Annotated in this window: 18 protein-coding genes and 1 pseudogene; 7 read left to right on the forward strand and 12 right to left on the reverse strand. The window is 56.3% G+C overall.

The window, feature by feature from the left end; translation table 11 throughout:
• Positions 1-136: 136 nt before the first annotated feature.
• From ACA073_RS00140 to ACA073_RS00150, 3 genes are all read right to left on the reverse strand, one after another.
• On the reverse strand, positions 137-472 hold the full coding sequence (locus ACA073_RS00140) for a YegP family protein (protein WP_461952532.1): 336 nt from the start codon (positions 470-472) through the stop codon (positions 137-139).
• Positions 473-590: 118 nt separating this feature from the next.
• A complete protein-coding gene (locus ACA073_RS00145; protein WP_461952531.1) occupies positions 591-1,151 on the reverse strand; it encodes a winged helix-turn-helix transcriptional regulator in 561 nt (186 codons plus the stop codon).
• The gene (locus ACA073_RS00150) at positions 1,148-2,272 is read right to left on the reverse strand and encodes an ATPase (RefSeq protein ID WP_461952530.1); all 1,125 of its coding nucleotides are present in this window, start codon (positions 2,270-2,272) and stop codon (positions 1,148-1,150) included. Before ACA073_RS00150 ends, ACA073_RS00145 begins: the two co-directional genes overlap by 4 nt.
• 496 nt (positions 2,273-2,768) lie before the next feature.
• On the opposite strand from ACA073_RS00150, the gene ACA073_RS00155 reads away from it, so the two are divergent.
• The 3 genes and pseudogenes from ACA073_RS00155 to ACA073_RS00165 all read left to right on the forward strand — a co-directional run.
• On the forward strand, positions 2,769-3,599 hold the full coding sequence (locus tag ACA073_RS00155) for a hypothetical protein (protein WP_461952529.1): 831 nt from the start codon (positions 2,769-2,771) through the stop codon (positions 3,597-3,599).
• A 524-nt stretch (positions 3,600-4,123) separates the two neighbouring features.
• Positions 4,124-4,429, forward strand: a complete 306-nt coding sequence (tnpA, locus tag ACA073_RS00160) for an IS66-like element accessory protein TnpA (RefSeq protein WP_461952528.1) — start codon at positions 4,124-4,126, stop codon at positions 4,427-4,429.
• Positions 4,320-4,580, forward strand: a pseudogene (locus tag ACA073_RS00165) (integrase core domain-containing protein); the annotation flags it as partial. The gene tnpA and the pseudogene ACA073_RS00165, both read left to right, overlap by 110 nt.
• Before the next feature lie 1,491 nt (positions 4,581-6,071).
• On the opposite strand, the gene ACA073_RS00170 reads toward ACA073_RS00165, so the two are convergent.
• The 4 genes from ACA073_RS00170 to glyQ all read right to left on the reverse strand — a co-directional run bounded on the left by ACA073_RS00170 (position 6,072) and on the right by glyQ (position 10,480).
• Positions 6,072-6,851, reverse strand: a complete 780-nt coding sequence (locus tag ACA073_RS00170) for a lysophospholipid acyltransferase family protein (protein ID WP_497400707.1) — start codon at positions 6,849-6,851, stop codon at positions 6,072-6,074.
• An 80-nt stretch (positions 6,852-6,931) separates the two neighbouring features.
• A complete protein-coding gene (gmhB, locus tag ACA073_RS00175; protein ID WP_497404240.1) occupies positions 6,932-7,471 on the reverse strand; it encodes a D-glycero-beta-D-manno-heptose 1,7-bisphosphate 7-phosphatase in 540 nt (179 codons plus the stop codon).
• Positions 7,472-7,475: 4 nt separating this feature from the next.
• On the reverse strand, positions 7,476-9,530 hold the full coding sequence (gene glyS, locus ACA073_RS00180) for a glycine--tRNA ligase subunit beta (RefSeq protein WP_497400709.1): 2,055 nt from the start codon (positions 9,528-9,530) through the stop codon (positions 7,476-7,478).
• Entirely contained in the window at positions 9,527-10,480 is a 954-nt protein-coding gene (glyQ, locus tag ACA073_RS00185) for a glycine--tRNA ligase subunit alpha (RefSeq protein WP_008155694.1), read from the reverse strand. Before glyQ ends, glyS begins: the two co-directional genes overlap by 4 nt.
• 81 nt (positions 10,481-10,561) lie before the next feature.
• Here glyQ and tag point away from each other — a divergent pair, with 81 nt between their 5' ends.
• From tag to ACA073_RS00200, 3 genes are all read left to right on the forward strand, one after another.
• Positions 10,562-11,119, forward strand: coding sequence for a DNA-3-methyladenine glycosylase I (gene tag, locus ACA073_RS00190; RefSeq protein ID WP_497400711.1), 558 nt, complete (start codon positions 10,562-10,564; stop codon positions 11,117-11,119).
• A 40-nt stretch (positions 11,120-11,159) separates the two neighbouring features.
• Positions 11,160-12,047 carry a lysophospholipid acyltransferase gene (locus ACA073_RS00195; protein WP_497400713.1) on the forward strand — a complete coding sequence of 296 codons (888 nt, stop codon included), beginning with the start codon at positions 11,160-11,162 and terminating at the stop codon, positions 12,045-12,047.
• Between the two features lie 160 nt (positions 12,048-12,207).
• Positions 12,208-12,447 carry a PilZ domain-containing protein gene (locus ACA073_RS00200; protein WP_497400715.1) on the forward strand — a complete coding sequence of 80 codons (240 nt, stop codon included), beginning with the start codon at positions 12,208-12,210 and terminating at the stop codon, positions 12,445-12,447.
• On the opposite strand, the gene ACA073_RS00205 is transcribed toward ACA073_RS00200, so the two are convergent.
• The 5 genes from ACA073_RS00205 to def all read right to left on the reverse strand — a co-directional run bounded on the left by ACA073_RS00205 (position 12,448) and on the right by def (position 17,167).
• Complete coding sequence (locus tag ACA073_RS00205) at positions 12,448-12,762, reverse strand: tetratricopeptide repeat protein (protein WP_461952520.1); 315 nt, start codon at positions 12,760-12,762, stop codon at positions 12,448-12,450.
• 177 nt (positions 12,763-12,939) lie between these two features.
• Positions 12,940-14,313, reverse strand: a complete 1,374-nt coding sequence (trkA, locus tag ACA073_RS00210) for a Trk system potassium transporter TrkA (protein ID WP_497400717.1) — start codon at positions 14,311-14,313, stop codon at positions 12,940-12,942.
• Between the two features lie 23 nt (positions 14,314-14,336).
• Positions 14,337-15,647: a 16S rRNA (cytosine(967)-C(5))-methyltransferase RsmB gene (gene rsmB / locus ACA073_RS00215; RefSeq protein ID WP_497400719.1), complete on the reverse strand. Its 1,311-nt coding sequence runs from the start codon at positions 15,645-15,647 to the stop codon at positions 14,337-14,339.
• Positions 15,644-16,603 carry a methionyl-tRNA formyltransferase gene (gene fmt, locus ACA073_RS00220; protein WP_497400721.1) on the reverse strand — a complete coding sequence of 320 codons (960 nt, stop codon included), beginning with the start codon at positions 16,601-16,603 and terminating at the stop codon, positions 15,644-15,646. Before fmt ends, rsmB begins: the two co-directional genes overlap by 4 nt.
• 57 nt (positions 16,604-16,660) lie before the next feature.
• Positions 16,661-17,167: a peptide deformylase gene (def, locus tag ACA073_RS00225; protein ID WP_497400723.1), complete on the reverse strand. Its 507-nt coding sequence runs from the start codon at positions 17,165-17,167 to the stop codon at positions 16,661-16,663.
• A 169-nt stretch (positions 17,168-17,336) separates the two neighbouring features.
• Between def and ACA073_RS00230 the strand changes: the two genes are divergently transcribed.
• Positions 17,337-18,362, forward strand: a complete 1,026-nt coding sequence (locus ACA073_RS00230; protein WP_497400725.1) for a LysM peptidoglycan-binding domain-containing protein — start codon at positions 17,337-17,339, stop codon at positions 18,360-18,362.

Below are 18,362 nucleotides of genomic sequence, written 5' to 3' on the forward strand. Positions count from 1 at the left end.
CAGCACAGACGTATTCGTGTTTGAGTTAAGGCGCAACTGCAATTGCGCTTTGACTTTCCTTCCTTCGATGTCCTCTTTCAAATTCCCTTTCGTGTCGCTTCCTAATTTTGTTGTGTGGCGCGTTTCGCCGTGCGCCTCATTTCGTGAGGTCGATTACATCTGCTTGCGGCGCGTACCGTTTGATCGCTTCAATCGCGGCATCACGGGCTTGCACCGATTCGTATAATTCGCTTTGCCCGATGACTCGGTTATTGGCCGCCCTCAAATGAAAGTGCGCCTTGCCCCCTTGTGTCACAGCCCTCGCGTAAAACCGGTCATACGGCGCGTGCTCCCGACATGAGCCAATGCCGTTTTCACACCCGGCGAGTGTCTTGTAGCCCTCGCTGGACATTATGATTTCTCCGTTTGGCGCCTTCAGGTGGAAGTACCTTTCCTCGTCCGTGCCCCTTTTGATTTCAAATCGTGCCTTCATCCTTTAGCTCCTCGGACGTTCCTTTTCAGCGTCTCGATAAATGAATCTGTTTAACTGCAAGCATAAAAAAAGGGACTGAGCGGAAGCTTAGACCCTTTTTCTGATTAATGGAAGCCATTTAAGCGGACTGTCCAATCACCTGATATACAAATTCCTTGCCCCCTGTCTCAGCGGCTTCCTCGGTCCTCATCAAAAAACCTTCTTCTGACAGTCGCTTGAGGCGGGTGCTAGCGTTCTGGACGCTGATGTTCAGCTCCTCAGCCACCTTGGAGGTAGTGGTAGCGCGATGACTCACCACCATATCCAGGAGCGCTTTGCTCGAGGCGGTAGGTTCTGGACCCACAAATTTGCATTCATGGCCAAACCAGCACGTTAAGCGCTGATCACCAGACAGCGCTGCACCATGCAAATTTGCAAAGATGTCTTCGTCATGGACGTCGAACGCAAAAAAGGTAAATTCCTTGCTGTATCGCTTGACTGTATAAATTAATGACTCACGAAGAAAGGAAACATCTGCGCCTTCTAGACCTGAAAGCGATACGCCAATTACGGTTTTGCCGCGAAGTTTATCGATGCAATCCAATAACTTGGCATGAGTTTTCCTACCCCTTGAAGTGCCATAGGGGTTACTTTCTTCCGTGAAGCCCCGCAGATTTATGATATATATTTTCTCGTTCATGGCTCGAGTTTAAGCAGAGATTGATTTTTTGTCAAGATGAATTCAAACACGATGTGTGTGCCTATTAGCTTAGGCAAGTTCAATATCCAGCTGGCACTTTCAATAACGCCAGATTGATACTCTAACGTGACAGAGAAGTTTTCCTGTCTGATTTTAATTTTTGTATTCAGTAACTTTTCTGCTTCTTCGTGACTGGTATGTAATCCGGCTCCACCACGCCCGGCACCACGCCGACTTAGCCCGCCTTTAAGTACGGTATGTATGATTAGCTTCGGATCTGAAGCCTGTAATGCTTTATCAAATTTCTTAGCAATATCTGGAAACTGCTCTTCAAGTACAGGGCGCAAAGTCTGGCAAATGCCTTTTCCAGAGTCAGATACCACAGTAGTAATCCGCGCTTTGTTGGTATCGGGGCCGCGATAACACTGTAGCCCCGCTATGCCAGGGATTTTAGTATCGGAATGTTCTTCAACATTGCCTACATACTCGGCGACTACTGTAAAAAGCTTATTTGCATGGTCACCACCGAATGCCTCGATAAAACTTTGTTTGATACGCGCCGGTACATTCTCGGAACCTTTAATTTCCAGTAGCTCAACGAGTCCGACATTGTTTGCATTGTATTGCTGAGCAGCAGAGCTCGCGGGGCGTTTTGGCAGCACTTTAACCGCCGGATCTAGTCTGTCAATGAACCCTGAACGGTTCAAATAACTAAGAGTTTTTTTGTTGTCTGTAAAATCAATTTCTACTTTTTTCTTGGCTGCTACAAGCTGGTTGGCCAGAGCGAGTATCTTCACCGCTGCGCAGAGTAAAACGCTGCGTTCCGGTGCGACCTTGATAATAATGTGACCGTGATCTGCATCCAGTGGAGACCCTGCTTTCGCCAAAGCCCTTTCGAAATGCGCTTCCGATAGCCATGCACCGGCACATGTCAACTCCAAAATGAAGCTGGCACTTTTTATGACCGACCATCCAAACGTGTCAGGATTTTGAACGAAAATATCCCGATGTTCATGAAGATGGTGGGATATCGCTTTTCGCTCAAGTTCTAGCTGGCTTGCAATTTCTCGCGCCTTCAGTCCTGAGGTTTTATTGAGAAGCTGAATAATCCTTTTCTGCATACCTTGCTCGAGATAGTGCGTGAGTGACGGTGGCAAACTTTAAGTCGCAAAAAACGATATCTTAGAATGTTCGTATCACAAGTGTTGGAAGTATTTGCTGGAATTGCTCACACGGAGAAACGTTTCAGTAGATCGGGACTCTGCGATGATACACCGGCACTCGTGCTCGATGAAGTCAAAAAGCCATACTAACACTTGCCCCAACGCTGTATGCGGCGTCTTTTCTGCTAGGCGCTCATGTACTTTGAATTTCAAGCCAACCACCTAGCGCACGATGATGAGTCAAGTGACCGCCACGAGACCCCAACGCTTCACCATCCTGGACCTGAAGAGTTTTGGGGGCCGATTAATTTATCTACAACGATTATGGATTTGAGGTCTGAGCTGCATGTTGACGCGGAGGCTGAGTTGGACCATTCACTGAGATGTCGTTGACCCAGTCTGATTTCTTGTGGACCATTGCCTGCGATTTGGAGGTAAGAGCATAGGAGAAAAAATGACTACGTTGATTTCATGGCTTGGAGTTGATCAACGAGGACCATCGTCAATTTACTTGGCAAGTGATAGTCGGATTTCATGGGGGGCAGCTGATGCTTGGAATTACGGAGGGAAACTTTTTATCGCAAAGTCTTCGCCTGAGGCTTTTGGATTTTGTGGAGATGTGCTCTTTCCGCTGTTAGTGATCGGTCCTATATGCGAAAGGATAGATGCTGGTGGGATGTTCTTTGGTTGCCGTAATTTTTACGAAAAGCTGGAGCGAGTTCGAAAAAGTGTGGAGGTAAGCTTTAGTGATTATCCTACGTCACAAAGAAGACCTTTTCAGATTTTTTATATTTCTCGGACAGGGCAAGGGATAGCATGTGAATTTCATGCTGGGCGTGTATATAGTTCTGGTTCTAGAGTCGTGAGTTCTGAGGTAATGGAGTTTCCTGGTGGTCCTGTTTCAGGTTTTCGCTCTGGACTGATAAGAGGGGCAGGATCTGGAAGCGGCTCGATCAAGAATTGGGAATACCGTTGGCAGCAAACAGATGTACAAAACACAAGTCGAAGCGTCTTCGGTGCTTTTTGTTCGTCGCTAAAAAGCGGAGATGATTCGTTGACAGGAGGTGCACCACAACTTGTTGGAATCTACCGGGCCGGCTTGGCTAAGCCACTGGGGGTAATATGGGAGGGTAAAAGATACTTATCGGGTGTAGAGCTGGAAGATATTTCAGCTTGTGAAGAGTTAGACTGGCGGAATGAAAAATTTGAAGTGTGTGACCCTCAAACGTTAGAAGTTCGAAAAGGGGCCCAAAAACAGCCGATACCGCGTAAACTAATAACTTAACTGAAATCACCTGTAAAAAGCTCTGAATCAAAGCTTTTTACCAGGTGGGATTCGCGCCCACGACCTCTTACATGTATCTGTAAGCGCTCTAACTAACTGAGCTACTGGTTCGCGCCGGAATCTAAGTTGTTTTGCCTGAATGTGTCAAGGGCTTTTTGCTTCGATGGGATTCTTGGAACTATATTTTTATGCCGATTTTTCTAACTAAACGAACTACGCACTGCGGCAGGTGGAAAAACCCTAAAACTGATCTATTCGATGTTATGGAATCCAATAACAAAGCCACCAAACCTAGACAGCGTCAAATTGATAGTCTATTGCATTAACGTCATGGGATTAAAACCGTCCGAAAAGGATGAAGGATACGGCTCGGCCTAGAGCGATTTGCATGTTGATTTCATCGTTTGGGTTAAGCGGGTTATTGGTAAGCGTCCGGCGAAGTGACCTACCCGATCCCAGCGACAAGGGCGATGTTGTCCACTTAAAAATACGTGGACACTATCGCCCCTATCATCAGGATTGCCATGCGCCAAAGAACCTCTTATCCCAAACCCTTTAAAGCCCAGATCGTCCAAGAATGCCTGCAACCTGGCGTGTCGATGGCCAGCGTGGCCCTGCGTCACGGCATTAACGCCAACCTGGTTCGAAAGTGGATACCTGCTTATCGTGATCATCAGGCGCCGGCTTTGCCTGCTTTTGTTCCGATGAAGCTTGCGCCCGCAGACACGCCTGTTTGCTCGACAGATCGGCTTGCAGCCGGTGACCACACCAGTGCGCAGCCCGCAGAGCAACGGCATGGCCGAGAGCTTCGTGAAGACGATCAAGCGTGATTACGTGGCGCACATGCCTAAGCCGGATTGCGAAACGGCACTGCGCATCTTGGCAATTGCCTTCGAGCATTACAACGAGCAGCATCCGCACAGCGCCTTGAACTATCGCTCACCGAAGGAATTCAGGCGCTTGGCAGCGGCATCAATTTAACAGAGAGGTGGTGTCCGGTTTAGTAGGGGCAAGTCCAGGGATCGCCTTGAGCGTTTACGAACGGTGAAACTTCACATGCACTGCACGGTGTGGCCGCATTTACCCAGAAAACCGGTCAAGCCGCGGGTCGTCTGTAACTGATGTAGAGCCCTCAAAGCTCCTTGAAAAACCATCTAAAAGGATGCTAGACATAACGAACACGTGCCATTGAGTTTGCGACCATGAAGTCCACGTTAGCCGAAGAACTGCTCCTGATCGTGAAGAACGCTCCGCGACTATATTTCGCTCCGTTGATCGGTGCCATAAAAGAGGTCCGCTCTGAGCTGCGTAAAATATCCGGGGGAGATTCAAAAAATGAAACGCCGCTTTGAGCGCTTTTGATCTGTTCTAGGTATTGGATAAGCGGAGCAGGTCACTGCCTGAACCGGTGATACGCTCACCGCTCACCACTCTCCACTCAGCAACAGAATGTTGATTGAACATTGAGCGCTTGGGTAGGCAGTCATTACCCTTAACTTGAGTTGCACCACTATGCCGGCGAGCTGACATTCGAGGAACCCTTTAGAGTGCCGTCACTCACTCGCCCTTTGATGAAATATGAACAAAACCAGTGTCGGTAATGAGGCTAAAAAAGAGTTCCATATGAGGCATTTCGACAACCCTCGCCCGGCCAAACCCCCTAAGCCGAAGCCCCGCGTCAGGAAAGGTAGCCGCGATACAGTCACGATAGTGGATGAAGCCGCCCGCGTTGGCGACGAGGATTTCGCTTACTTTATTGCGACCGGTACGCTCCGGTCGACTAAGTGAGGATAAGTGGCATCGACGAAGCACGTGGGCGCTTCAGCCACTAAGACGCGCAGGTTCGTTGACCTCGCCATCCTTCGCGGCAGTCAGACGGGCTGCATACTGATGAGGACAATGAGATCGTCCCCTTGCCGCTGGTGATTCAGTCAACCAACAACCAGACATCATCCGCGCTTGCGCTCATCAGTACGTATAAACCTCCATCACTGTCGCTCCCCATACAAACACCTTAGATCGCCGGTTGAGCGGCTGAAGGTTGAAGTGGGAACAGTTTTACTCGAAAGCATCTATTCTGTGACGCGGGTAGGTTTTTCTCATTTATTTTGTGAATTCCAACCGGAGGACTCACAAAAAAAATGATTTTCTGCCAGCGTTTGCTGGGGCTCCCGAATCATCTATTTTGTGAACCTACATCCCGGCAGACCCGCCAGACAAAAAAGGCCAGCGCATTGCGCTGGCCTTTTTTATAACACCAAATTCCGCATAAGCTGAGTAACGGCTAAGCATCGCTGCTCAAATTTCACGCACAAAAAACCGGCTATATCAGCCGGTTTTTTTACGCCAGAAAAAAACTTATGCACGTTTTTCGTCATTTTATGAGCTTAGGAAATATGTATATAAATCATAAGCCTACAGACAAAATCCGCCACTTTTCAGCGAAACGGTGCACAGGTTATCCACAGAATCTCAGACAGCCATCTGATCACTGGGAGTCGGCGATTGCGGAGCAGGTGGAAGCGAGCCCATTTCCCGCTGCATCTGTTCGTTCCAGGCCTGAACCCGATCATTGAGCGCGGCAATGGCTCGCGGCCCGCTGCCCTCGGCGTACATGGGTTCGCCGATAATCACGGTGATGACGCCCTGCTTCTTCGCCCAGCCGGTTTTAGGCCAGAACTTGCCGGCATTGTGCGCAATCGGCAGCACGGGAAGCGCGGCGTTGACCGCCAAAGCGGTGCCTCCGCGTGAGAATTTTCCGACAGTACCATAAGGAACTCGCGTCCCTTCAGGAAAGATCAGCACCCAGACGCCATCCTTCAGCAATTCATCGCCTTTCTTCGCCACATGCTTGAGCGCGGCCTTCGGGTTGTCGCGGTCGATGGCGATCGGTCGCAACATGGCCATGGCCCAACCGAAGAACGGCACAAACAGCAATGAGCGCTTCAATACCTGGCTCAACGGCTCGAAGTAGGCCGAGAGGAAGAACGTCTCCCACGTGCTCTGGTGGTTCGACTGAATCACGCAGGGCTGGTCAGGCACGTTCTCGGCGCCCTTCACTTCGTAGCTGATGCCCAGAAAGACTTTGCTCAGCCACAAGGCGCAGCGGCACCAGTACACGTTGATGAAGCGATAGCGTGCCTTGAATGGCAGAAATGGCGCGATAAAAAAGCTCAGGCTGCACCAAAGCAAAGAGCTGGTGCCCAGCAACAGATAAAAGAGGAACGTTCTGAAGGCCTGCAGTATCGACATGGTGACGGTTACCGTGCGGGCTCTGCCCGTCTATATAAAGCGCACTTCCGATCAGTCCTAATCGGAACAATCGAAGCACTCTAATTGTGGATAAGTTCTGCGGCAATCGCCGCGAGATCGTCAAAAATCAAGGTGCCTACCGGTAGGGTCTTGCCCAAAGTCTTTTCGCCTTTCCCGGTCTTTACCAAAACTGGCTGAGAATCGACGGCTTTGGCGGCTTCCAGGTCACCAAGACTGTCGCCGACGAACCATAGATCAGTCAGCGACACGTTGTAATGCGCGGCGATGGTTTTCAGCATCCCGGGTTTTGGCTTGCGGCAATCGCAGCCTTCGTCCGGCCCGTGCGGGCAATAGACGATCAGCCCGACTTCACCGCCCTGCTCCGCCACCAGCGAGCGCAAGCGCTCATGCATGGCGTCCAGGGTGGCGAGGTCGTAATAGCCGCGAGCGATGCCGGACTGGTTGGTAGCGACGGCTACCGTCCAGCCGGCCTTGCTCAACTGCGCGATGGCTTCGATCGAACCGGGGAGCGGAATCCACTCCTCCACTGACTTGATGTAAGCGTCGGAGTCGTAGTTGATCACCCCGTCCCGATCGAGAATCAGCAGTTTCAACAGCAGCCCCTTAGCCCAGCAGCGAAATGTCGGCGACGCCGAGGAACAGCCCGCGCAGACGCGACAGCAGCGCATACCGGTTGGCGCGCACGTTGGCGTCATCCGCGTTGACCATCACGGCTTCGAAGAACGCATCCACCGGCTCGCGCAAGGCCGCCAGGCGCGCCAGAGATTCGCTGTACTGACGCGCAGCGGCCATTGGCTGAACAGCCTGGTCTGCCTGTTGAATCGCCGAGTACAGGGAGAACTCGTTGGCATTGTCGAAATACTTGGCTTCAACGACCGACGGAACAGAGCCTTCCACCTTGCTCAGCAAGTTGGACACGCGCTTGTTCACCGCGGCGAGGGCAGCGGCTTCCGGCAGTTTTCGGAAAGCTTCTACCGCTTGTACGCGCTGATCGAAGTCCAGCGCCGAACCCGGTTTGAGGGCACGCACCGAGAGGTAAGTCCCGACATCGACGCCTTCGTCTTCGTAACGGGCACGCAGACGGTCAAATACAAACTCGAGAACCGAGTCAGCCAGGCCAGCAGCTTTGACCTTGGCACCGAACGCATTCACAGCGAACGCCACGGCATCGTTCAGATCAAGGTCGAGCTTCTTGTCGATCAGGATCCGCAACACACCCAGCGCTGCACGGCGCAGGGCATACGGGTCTTTGCTACCGGTCGGCAGCATGCCGATACCGAAAATGCCGACCAGGGTGTCGAGCTTGTCGGCGATGGCCACGGCCGCACCGGTCAGGGTGGTCGGCAGTTCAGCGCCGGCGCCGCGCGGCATGTACTGCTCGTTCAGCGCCAGAGCAACTTCTTCCGGCTCGCCGTCGTTGAGGGCGTAGTAGTAGCCAGCGACGCCTTGCATCTCCGGGAACTCACCGACCATCTCGGTCGCCAGGTCGCACTTGGACAGCAAGCCGGCACGGGAAGCCCATGCAGCGTTGCCGCCAATGCGTTGCGCGATGAACGCAGCCAGTTTGGAAACGCGCTCGGCCTTGTCGTAGACGCTGCCGAGTTTTTCCTGGAACACCACGTTTTGCAGACGCAGGTTGAAGTCTTCGAGTTTCTGCTTCTTGTCTTGCTTGAAGAAGAACTCGGCGTCGGTCAGGCGTGGGCGAACCACTTTCTCGTTACCGGCGATGATCTGCTGCGGGTCTTTGCTTTCGATGTTGGCCACGGTAATGAAACGCGGCAACAACTTGCCATCGGCATCCAGCAGGCAGAAATACTTCTGGTTGTCCTGCATGGTGGTGATCAGCGCTTCTTGCGGCACGTCGAGGAAACGCTCTTCGAACGAGCACACCAGCGGCACTGGCCATTCAACCAACGCGGTCACTTCGTCGAGCAGGGCTGGCGGAACGATCGCCGTGCCTTCCTGCATCGTCGCCAGCTCTTCGGTGCGCTTGCTGATAATTGCGCGACGCTCGTTGGCGTCGGCCAGAACGTAAGCGGCACGCAAGTCGGTCAGGTAGTTGGTCGGCGAGGTGATACGCACGTTTTCCGGGTGATGGAAACGGTGTCCACGGGAATCGCGACCGGCCTTCTGGGCGAGGATGGTGCAATCGATGACCTGGTCACCGAGCAACATCACCAGCCATTGGGTTGGACGAACGAATTCTTCCTTGCGAGCGCCCCAGCGCATGCGCTTCGGGATCGGCAGGTCGTTCAGGGAATCTTCGACGATGGTCGGCAGCAGGCTCGCCGTTGGCTTGCCGGCGATGTTTTGGCTGTAACGCAGTTTCGGCCCGCTCTGATCGATTTCGCTCAGCTCTACGCCGCACTTCTTGGCAAAACCCAGTGCCGCTTGCGTCGGGTTGCCTTCGGCATCGAAGGCGGCCTGACGTGGTGGGCCGTCGAGGTTGATGCTGCGATCCGGTTGCTGAGTCGACAGTTCGGTGATCAGCACCGCCAGGCGACGTGGCGCAGCGTAGACGGTTTTGGTCTCGTAATTCAGGCCAGCGGCTTGCAAGCCCTTGTCGATACCGGCCAGGAAGGCCTCGGCCAGGGTGTTCAGGGCTTTGGGTGGCAGTTCTTCGGTGCCCAGTTCAACCAGAAAATCTTGAGCACTCATTGTGCAGCCTCCAGCTTGGCCAGTACTTCATCACGCAGGTCCGGGGTCGCCATTGGGAAGCCCAGCTTGGCGCGAGCCAGCAGATAGGCTTGCGCAACGGAACGCGCCAGGGTGCGCACACGCAGAATGTATTGCTGACGCGCGGTCACCGAGATCGCCCGGCGCGCATCCAGCAGGTTGAAGGTGTGGGACGCCTTCAACACCATTTCGTAGCTCGGCAATGGCAGCGGCTGGTCGAGTTCGATCAGGCGCTTGGCTTCGCTTTCGTAGAAATCGAACAGTTCGAACAGCTTCTCGACGTTGGCGTGTTCGAAGTTGTAGGTCGACTGCTCTACTTCGTTCTGGTGGAACACGTCGCCGTAAGTCACTTTGCCCATCGGGCCGTCAGCCCAGACCAGGTCGTAGACCGAGTCCACGCCCTGCAGGTACATGGCCAGACGCTCGAGGCCGTAAGTGATCTCGCCGGTTACCGGGTAGCACTCGATGCCGCCCGCTTGCTGGAAGTAAGTGAACTGCGTCACTTCCATGCCGTTCAACCAGACTTCCCAGCCCAGACCCCAGGCGCCCAGCGTCGGCGACTCCCAGTTGTCTTCGACGAAGCGAATGTCGTGGACCAGCGGGTCCAGGCCGACATGCTTGAGGGAGCCCAGGTACAGTTCCTGAAAGTTGTCCGGGTTTGGCTTCAGAACCACCTGGAACTGGTAGTAGTGCTGGAGGCGATTCGGGTTTTCGCCGTAGCGGCCGTCAGTCGGGCGACGACTGGGCTGCACATAAGCGGCGTTCCAGGTTTCCGGGCCGATGGCGCGCAGAAACGTGGCAGTGTGGAAAGTCCCGGCGCCTACTTCCATATCGTAGGGCTGAAGTACCACGCAACCTTGTTCGGCCCAGTATTGCTGAAGGGCGAGGATCAAGTCTTGGAAGGTACGCACGGCTGGCGTAGGCTGGCTCACGAAATTCACCTGTTTCTTGGGCTGCGATTTAAAGAGCGGGAGTATACCCGATTCGTTGCTGCGCACGCCCCCTGGAGCCTTATGCCACGCTGCTTTTGGTGTTCCGAAGATCCGTTGTACATGGCTTATCACGACCAGGAGTGGGGCACGCCGCTACGCGATGCGCAGGGATTGTTCGAGTTGCTTTTGCTCGAAGGGTTCCAGGCCGGTCTCTCCTGGATCACGGTGTTGCGTAAACGTGAACGATATCGCGAGGTGCTGTTCGGCTTCGACGTACAGCGCGTGGCGCAGATGAGCGACGCCGAAATCGATGAATTGATGCTCGATCCCGGCATTATTCGCAATCGCCTCAAACTCAACGCGGCCAGGCGCAATGCCCAGGCCTGGCTGGCGCTGGAGGACCCGGTGGAGTTTCTCTGGTCCTTCGTGGGTGGCCAACCGGTTATCAATCATTTCAAGGATCGCACCGAAGTGCCGGCGGTCACGCCGGTCGCTGTGGAAATGAGCATAGGCCTGAAAAAGGCGGGTTTCACCTTCGTCGGTCCAACTATTTGCTACGCGTTGATGCAGGCCTCGGGGATGGTCATGGACCACACCCGCGATTGTGATCGCTACGCGGCCCTTGCAAACGGCGGTTAGAATAGCCGCCTCGCGCACAGCACAAGATCAGGAGTGACCTGTGGATAAGTTAAAAGGCGCCTTGCTGGTAGGCGCTCTGCGGCTGTTTGCCCTGCTACCGTGGCGGGCAGTGCAGGCGGTGGGCTCGGCCATCGGCTGGATGATGTGGAAAACCCCTAACCGTTCCCGCGACGTGGTGCGGATCAATCTGGCCAAGTGCTTTCCCGAGATGGACCCTGCCGAGCGCGAGCGTCTGGTGGGCCAGAGCCTGAAAGACATCGGCAAGTCCCTGACCGAAAGTGCGTGCGCGTGGATCTGGCCGGCGCAGCGTTCCATCGATTTGGTGCGCGAAGTCGAAGGGCTCGACGTATTAAAGGACGCCCTGGCCTCTGGCAAAGGTGTCGTCGGCATCACCAGCCACCTCGGTAACTGGGAGGTGTTGAACCACTTCTATTGCAGCCAGTGCAAACCGATCATTTTCTATCGCCCGCCCAAGTTGAAGGCGGTAGATGAATTGCTGCGCAAACAACGGGTGCAACTGGGTAACAAGGTCGCCGCCTCCACCAAGGAAGGCATCCTCAGTGTCATCAAGGAAGTGCGCAAAGGTGGTGCAGTGGGCATTCCCGCTGACCCGGAACCGTCCGAATCCGCCGGGATCTTCGTGCCGTTCTTCGCCACTCAGGCGCTGACGAGCAAGTTCGTACCGAATATGCTCGCCGGCGGTAAAGCGGTCGGCGTGTTCCTGCACGCCCTGCGCCTGCCGGACGGTTCGGGCTACAAAGTGATTCTCGAAGCTGCGCCAGAGGCCATGTACAGCACCGATACCGAGACGTCGTGCGCGGCCATGAGCAAGGTGGTCGAGCGCTACGTGCAGGCGTATCCGAGCCAGTACATGTGGAGCATGAAACGCTTCAAGAAGCGCCCACCGGGTGAAGAACGCTGGTATTGAGTGGATTGGCATGATCTGTGGATAACTGTAGGAGCGAGCTTGCTCGCGATGGACTCAAGAGCGCCGCGTTTAGCCAGTAAACACGCGTTTTTGTTAAAGACCATCGCGAGCAAGCTCGCTCCTACAGTTACCCACAACGGTTCAGCAAAGGGCGCAGTAGATGTCCGAACACCGCCAATCGTTTCGCATCAAGATCAGTCATGAAAGCTTTGGCGAATGCCTTGGCCAGACCCGCAATCTTTCGACCACGGGTGTCTACGTCAAGCATCCGGGCTTGTCTGCGTTGCCTGAAGGCGCGGTGGTGGTTGGTCAGGTGCAGGATTTACCCACAGGCGCGCCGCGTGTGCGCATGGAAGTGGTGCTGGTGGACGCCGAAGGCATTGGCTTGCGCTACCTTTGATCAGTGCGCCTGACGCTCAAGTTTCTTCAAAAAGACCGTCATCTCCTTTTCCGCCTGCTTGTCGCCGTGAACACGGGCGGCTTCCAGACCCTGTTCCCACGCCTGACGCGCGGCCGGATAGTCAGCCAGTGCCAGATGCGCCTTGCCCAGCAGTTTCCAGGCCGCCGAATACTTCGGATCGAACTCGACGCAACGCTGGAAATGCTCGGCGGCCTTGGTGTTATCCCCAAGATCCAGATAACCCTTGCCCAGGCCGAAGCGCAGCAATGAGTTATCCACACCCTTGGCGAGCATTTTTTCCAGGGATTCGATCATTGGTGGGATTTCCTTTTCAAAGTTATTCAGGGACAGCTCTGTTTTCTTGAGATTGCTTTCGCGGGCAAGCCCGCTCCCACAGTGATTGCAGTGAACACATATTTTGTGTCCGGCCTGGAATCCTGTGGGAGCGGGCTTGCCCGCGAAGAGGCCCGCCCAAACAACGCAAAATCCGGATCAGAAAAAGCTCAATCCCACATGAAATAGCTTTTCCACATCCCGGATATGCTTCTTATCCACAAGGAACAGAATCACATGGTCGCCCGCCTCGATCACCGTGTCGTCGTGGGCAATGATCACTTCTTCATCACGAATGATCGCGCCAATCGTGGTGCCCGGCGGCAAACCGATATTCTCGATGGCCTTGCCAATCACCTTGCTCGACTTCGCATCGCCATGGGCAATCGCCTCGATGGCCTCCGCCGCGCCACGGCGCAATGAGTGCACGCTGACGATATCGCCGCGCCGTACGTGGGCCAGCAAGGTGCCGATGGTCGCCAGTTGCGGGCTGATGGCGATGTCGATGTCGCCGCCCTGGATCAAATCGACGTACGCCGGGTTGTTGATGATGGTCATCACCTTCTTCGCACCCAGGCGCTTGGCCAGCAGCGATGACATGATGTTAGCTTCGTCGTCGTTGGTCAGGGCCAGGAAGAGATCGGCGTCGGCGATGTTCTCTTCCAGCAGCAAGTCGCGGTCCGAGGCGCTGCCCTGCAACACCACGGTGCTGTCGAGGGTGTCCGAGAGATGGCGGCAGCGGGCCGGGTTCATCTCGATGATCTTCACCTGATAACGGCTTTCGATGGCTTCGGCCAGACGCTCGCCGATCTGCCCGCCACCGGCAATGACGATGCGCTTGTAGCTCTCATCGAGGCGGCGCATTTCGCTCATCACGGCGCGAATATTCGCCTTGGCGGCGATGAAAAAGACTTCGTCGTCCGCCTCGATCACCGTGTCGCCCTGAGGCAGAATCGGCCGATCACGTCGGAAAATCGCCGCAACGCGGGTTTCGACATTCGGCATGTGTTCGCGCAACTGGCGCAGTTGCTGACCCACCAGAGGCCCGCCGTAGTACGCCTTCACCGCGACCAGTTGCGCTTTGCCTTCGGCGAAGTCGATCACCTGCAACGCGCCAGGATGCTGGATCAGGCGCTTGATGTAGTTGGTGACCACCTGTTCCGGGCTGATCAGCACGTCCACCGGAATTGCTTCGTTATCGAACAGCTCGGAGCGCGTCAGGTACGCCGCTTCGCGGACTCGGGCGATTTTAGTCGGTGTGTGGAACAGGGTGTGGGCGACCTGGCAGGCGACCATGTTGGTTTCGTCACTGTTGGTCACCGCCACCAGCATGTCGGCATCGTCCGCGCCGGCCTGACGCAGCACCGTCGGCAGCGAGCCGCGGCCCTGCACGGTGCGGATGTCCAGCCGATCGCCGAGGTCGCGCAGGCGTTCGCCGTCGGTGTCGACTATGGTGATGTCGTTGGCCTCGCTGGCCAAGTGTTCCGCCAGCGAACCGCCGACCTGCCCTGCGCCGAGGATGATGATTTTCATCCAGTCACTCCCTTGAAATCCGGTTAACCGCGCGCGGCGGCGATCTTGATCAGCTTGGCGTAGTAGAACCCGTCGTGGCCGCCTTCCTGGGCCAGCAACTGGCGACCGTGGGGCTGCTTGATGCCGGCTGCGGTGGCGAGGTCCAGTTCACGGGCGCCCGGCGTGCGGGCGAGGAAGGCTTCGATGACTTCGGTGTTCTCGGTCGGCAGTGTGGAGCAGGTGGCGTATAGCAGGATTCCGCCGACTTCCAGAGTTATCCACATGGCGTCGAGCAATTCGCCCTGAAGGACCGCCAGCGCAGCGATGTCATCCGGTTGGCGAGTCAGCTTGATGTCCGGGTGACGACGAATCACACCAGTGGCCGAGCACGGCGCGTCGAGCAAGATGCGTTGAAACGGCTTTCCATCCCACCAGGCGGCAGTGTCACGGCCGTCGGCGGCGATCAGTTCGGCGCTCAGGCCCAGGCGTGCGAGGTTTTCCCGAACGCGCACCAGACGCTTGGCTTCCAGATCCACGGCGACGACGCCGTCCAGTGCAGGTTCGGCTTCAAGGATGTGGCAAGTCTTGCCGCCCGGCGCGCAGCACGCGTCGAGCACCCGCTGGCCCGGCGCCAGATCGAGCAGATCGGCGGCCAGTTGCGCCGCTTCGTCCTGCACGCTGATCCAGCCTTCAGCGAAGCCCGGCAAGCTGCGCACGTCGGCGGCGGCGTCGAGAATGATGCCGTCCTGGCTGTAAACGCACGGCGTGGCGGCGATGCCCGCCTCGGTCAGCAGCCCCAAGTAGGCATCGCGGCTGTGATGGCGACGGTTGACCCGCAGAATCATCGGCGGATGTGCATTGTTCGCCGCGCAAATGGCTTCCCACTGCTCCGGCCAAAAGGCTTTCAGGGATTTTTGTAGCCAGCGCGGATGCGCCGTGCGCACCACCGGGTCATGTTCCAGCTCGGCCAGGAGCGCTTCGCTTTCACGCTGGGCGCGGCGCAACACGGCGTTGAGCAAGGCTTTCGCCCAAGGCTTCTTCAGTTTGTCGGCGCAACCGACGGTTTCACCGATGGCAGCGTGGGCCGGGACGCGGGTGTAAAGCAATTGGTAGAGGCCGACCAGCAACAGCGCCTCGACATCGGCGTCGGCAGCCTTAAAGGGCTTCTGCAGCAACTTGGCCGCCAGCGCCGACAAACGCGGTTGCCAGCGAGCGGTGCCGAACGCCAGGTCCTGGGTGAAGCCGCGATCGCGGTCTTCGACCTTGTCCATTTGTGTCGGCAGCGAACTGTTGAGTGAGGCTTTTCCGTTAAGAACTGCAGCAAGTGCCTTGGCGGCGGCCAGACGTGGATTCATTGAGCGTCCGCCGTTTGACCGAGGACGGTGCCGACGGCAAATTTCTCACGACGGCTGTTGTACAAATCGCTGAAGTTCAGCGCCTTGCCGCCGGGCAACTGCAGACGAGTCAGACACAGCGCTTGCTCACCGCAGGCGACCATCAAGCCGTCCTTGCTGGCGCTGAGGATTTCCCCCGGTGCGCCTTTCCCTTCAGTGAGGCTCGCGGCCAGCACTTTCAGCGCTTCGCTGTTCAGTGTGCTGTGCGTAATCGGCCATGGGTTGAAGGCGCGAACCAGACGTTCCAGCTCAATGGCCGGGCGGTTCCAGTCGATGCGCGCTTCGTCCTTGTTCAGTTTGTGTGCGTAGGTGGCGAGGCTATCGTCCTGCACTTCACCTTCCAGCGTGCCGGCGGCGAGGCCGGCGATGGCTTGAATCACGGCGGGTGGACCGATTTCCGCCAGACGGTCATGGAGACTGCCGCCGGTGTCTTCAGCGCTGATCGGTGTGGTGACTTTCAGCAGCATCGGCCCGGTGTCGAGGCCCAGTTCCATGCGCATCACGGTGACACCGCTTTCGCTGTCGCCCGCTTCGACGGCGCGCTGGATCGGCGCCGCACCGCGCCAGCGTGGCAGCAACGACGCGTGGCTGTTGATGCAACCCAGGCGCGGGATATCCAGCACCACTTGCGGCAGGATCAGGCCGTAGGCGACCACCACCAGCAAGTCCGGTTTCAGAGCGGCCAGTTCAGCCTGAGCGTCTTCGTTGCGCAGGGTTGGCGGTTGCAGTACCGGGATGTTGTTTTCCAGCGCCAACTGCTTGACCGGGCTCGGCATCAACTTTTGCCCGCGACCCGCCGGACGGTCCGGTTGGGTGTAGACCGCGACAATCTCGTAAGGGCTGTCGAGCAGGGCCTTGAGGTGTTCGGCGGCGAATTCCGGGGTGCCGGCAAAGACGATGCGCAGTGGCTCAGTCATGGGAGCAATCTCTGAAAAGAAAAAGGCTTGCCGCAGCAAGCCTTTGAAAGGAGGGCATCAAGCGTTCTGGCGATGGAGCTTTTCCAGTTTCTTCTTGATTCGGTCGCGTTTGAGACTGGACAGGTAATCGACGAACAATTTGCCGTTAAGGTGGTCGCATTCGTGCTGGATGCACACGGCGAGCAGGCCTTCGGCGATCAGTTCGTAGGGCTGGCCGTCGCGGTCCAGGGCCTTGACCTTGACCTTCTGCGGGCGATCGACGTTTTCGTAGAAGCCCGGCACCGAGAGGCAGCCTTCCTGGTATTGCTCCATCTCGTCGGTCAGGGACTCGAACTCGGGGTTGATGAACACCCGCGGTTCGCTGCGGTCTTCGGAGAGGTCCATCACGACGATACGTTTGTGCACGTTGACCTGGGTCGCGGCGAGGCCGATGCCTGGCGCTTCATACATTGTTTCAAACATATCATCGACCAACTGGCGCACTTCGTCGTCCACTACGGCCACTGGTTTGGCGATAGTGCGCAGGCGCGAGTCGGGAAATTCGAGGATGTCTAAAATGGCCATAAGCTTATTTGCTGCACGTGTGAGGTAAAGTCGGGTCGATGGCCTGGCAGGTCCGGAGATGCAGGCTACCGTTGTGAAGCGTAGCTTCCTTTTCTTTTCAAAGAATCGGGAGCGAGCCACGAGGGCTCTGGCGTTTCACGCGAACGCACATAATAAAGGGATTCACCGCATGAGGAAATCACTACTCGCCCTGCTCCTTCTGGCTTCGGCCGGTTTCGCGCATGGGCAAGTCCAACTCAGGGAAGGTTTTCCACAGCAATACACGGTTGTCGCAGGTGACACACTCTGGGACATCTCCGGAAAATTCCTCCGTGAACCGTGGAAATGGCCTGAGCTCTGGCAAGCCAATCCGCAGATCCAGAACCCCAATCTCATCTACCCCGGCGATGTGCTGTCGCTGGTCTACGTCAATGGCCAGCCGCGTCTGACCCTCAATCGCGGCGCCTCCCGGGGCACTATCAAGCTCTCGCCACGGGTGCGCAGCTCGCCGGTGGCGGATGCCATCCCGAGTATTCCGCTGCAAGCGATCAACAGCTTCCTGCTGAGCAACCGCATCGTCGACAAGGTCGAGGATTTCGACCAGGCGCCTTACATCGTCGCCGGCGATGCCGAACGGGTGCTCAGCGGCACCGGTGACCGCATCTTCGCCCGTGGCCAATTCGACGCCAACCAGCCGGTTTACGGCATCTTCCGCCAGGGCAAGGTCTACACCGACCCCTACAGCAAAGAGTTTCTGGGGATCAACGCGGACGACGTCGGCGGCGGCGAAATTGTCGCCACTGAAGGCGATGTCGCCACCCTCGCCCTGCAGCGCACGACTCAGGAAGTACGTCTTGGCGACCGTTTGTTCAGCAGTGAAGAGCGATCGATCAACTCGACCTTCATGCCCAGTGCGCCAACAACCGACATCAACGGGCTGATCATCGACGTGCCGCGCGGGGTTACCCAAATTGGCGCGATGGACGTCGTCACGCTGAACAAGGGACAACGTGATGGTCTGGCCGAAGGCAACGTGCTGGTGGTGATGAAAACCGGCGAAACCGTGCGTGACCGGATCACCGGCCAACCGCTGAAGATTCCGGATGAACGCGCTGGTTTGCTGATGGTTTTTCGCACTTACGACAAGCTCAGTTATGGACTGGTACTCAACGCGTCGCGCTCGTTGGCGGTGCTGGACAAGGTGCGAAATCCTTAG

This window comes from Pseudomonas sp. LBUM1670 (assembly GCF_059695695.1).

Coding starts and splice junctions, on each gene's coding strand:
- def (WP_497400723.1), bottom strand. CDS start 17,167: ATGGCCATTTTAGACATCCTCGAATTTCCCGACTCGCGCCTGCGCACT.
- ACA073_RS00230 (WP_497400725.1), top strand. CDS start 17,337: ATGAGGAAATCACTACTCGCCCTGCTCCTTCTGGCTTCGGCCGGTTTC.
- glyS (WP_497400709.1), bottom strand. CDS start 9,530: ATGAGTGCTCAAGATTTTCTGGTTGAACTGGGCACCGAAGAACTGCCA.
- tag (WP_497400711.1), top strand. CDS start 10,562: ATGCCACGCTGCTTTTGGTGTTCCGAAGATCCGTTGTACATGGCTTAT.
- trkA (WP_497400717.1), bottom strand. CDS start 14,313: ATGAAAATCATCATCCTCGGCGCAGGGCAGGTCGGCGGTTCGCTGGCG.
- tnpA (WP_461952528.1), top strand. CDS start 4,124: ATGCGCCAAAGAACCTCTTATCCCAAACCCTTTAAAGCCCAGATCGTC.
- ACA073_RS00200 (WP_497400715.1), top strand. CDS start 12,208: ATGTCCGAACACCGCCAATCGTTTCGCATCAAGATCAGTCATGAAAGC.
- ACA073_RS00140 (WP_461952532.1), bottom strand. CDS start 472: ATGAAGGCACGATTTGAAATCAAAAGGGGCACGGACGAGGAAAGGTAC.
- rsmB (WP_497400719.1), bottom strand. CDS start 15,647: ATGAATCCACGTCTGGCCGCCGCCAAGGCACTTGCTGCAGTTCTTAAC.
- ACA073_RS00150 (WP_461952530.1), bottom strand. CDS start 2,272: ATGCAGAAAAGGATTATTCAGCTTCTCAATAAAACCTCAGGACTGAAG.
- ACA073_RS00155 (WP_461952529.1), top strand. CDS start 2,769: ATGACTACGTTGATTTCATGGCTTGGAGTTGATCAACGAGGACCATCG.
- ACA073_RS00145 (WP_461952531.1), bottom strand. CDS start 1,151: ATGAACGAGAAAATATATATCATAAATCTGCGGGGCTTCACGGAAGAA.
- ACA073_RS00170 (WP_497400707.1), bottom strand. CDS start 6,851: ATGTCGATACTGCAGGCCTTCAGAACGTTCCTCTTTTATCTGTTGCTG.
- fmt (WP_497400721.1), bottom strand. CDS start 16,603: ATGACTGAGCCACTGCGCATCGTCTTTGCCGGCACCCCGGAATTCGCC.
- ACA073_RS00205 (WP_461952520.1), bottom strand. CDS start 12,762: ATGATCGAATCCCTGGAAAAAATGCTCGCCAAGGGTGTGGATAACTCA.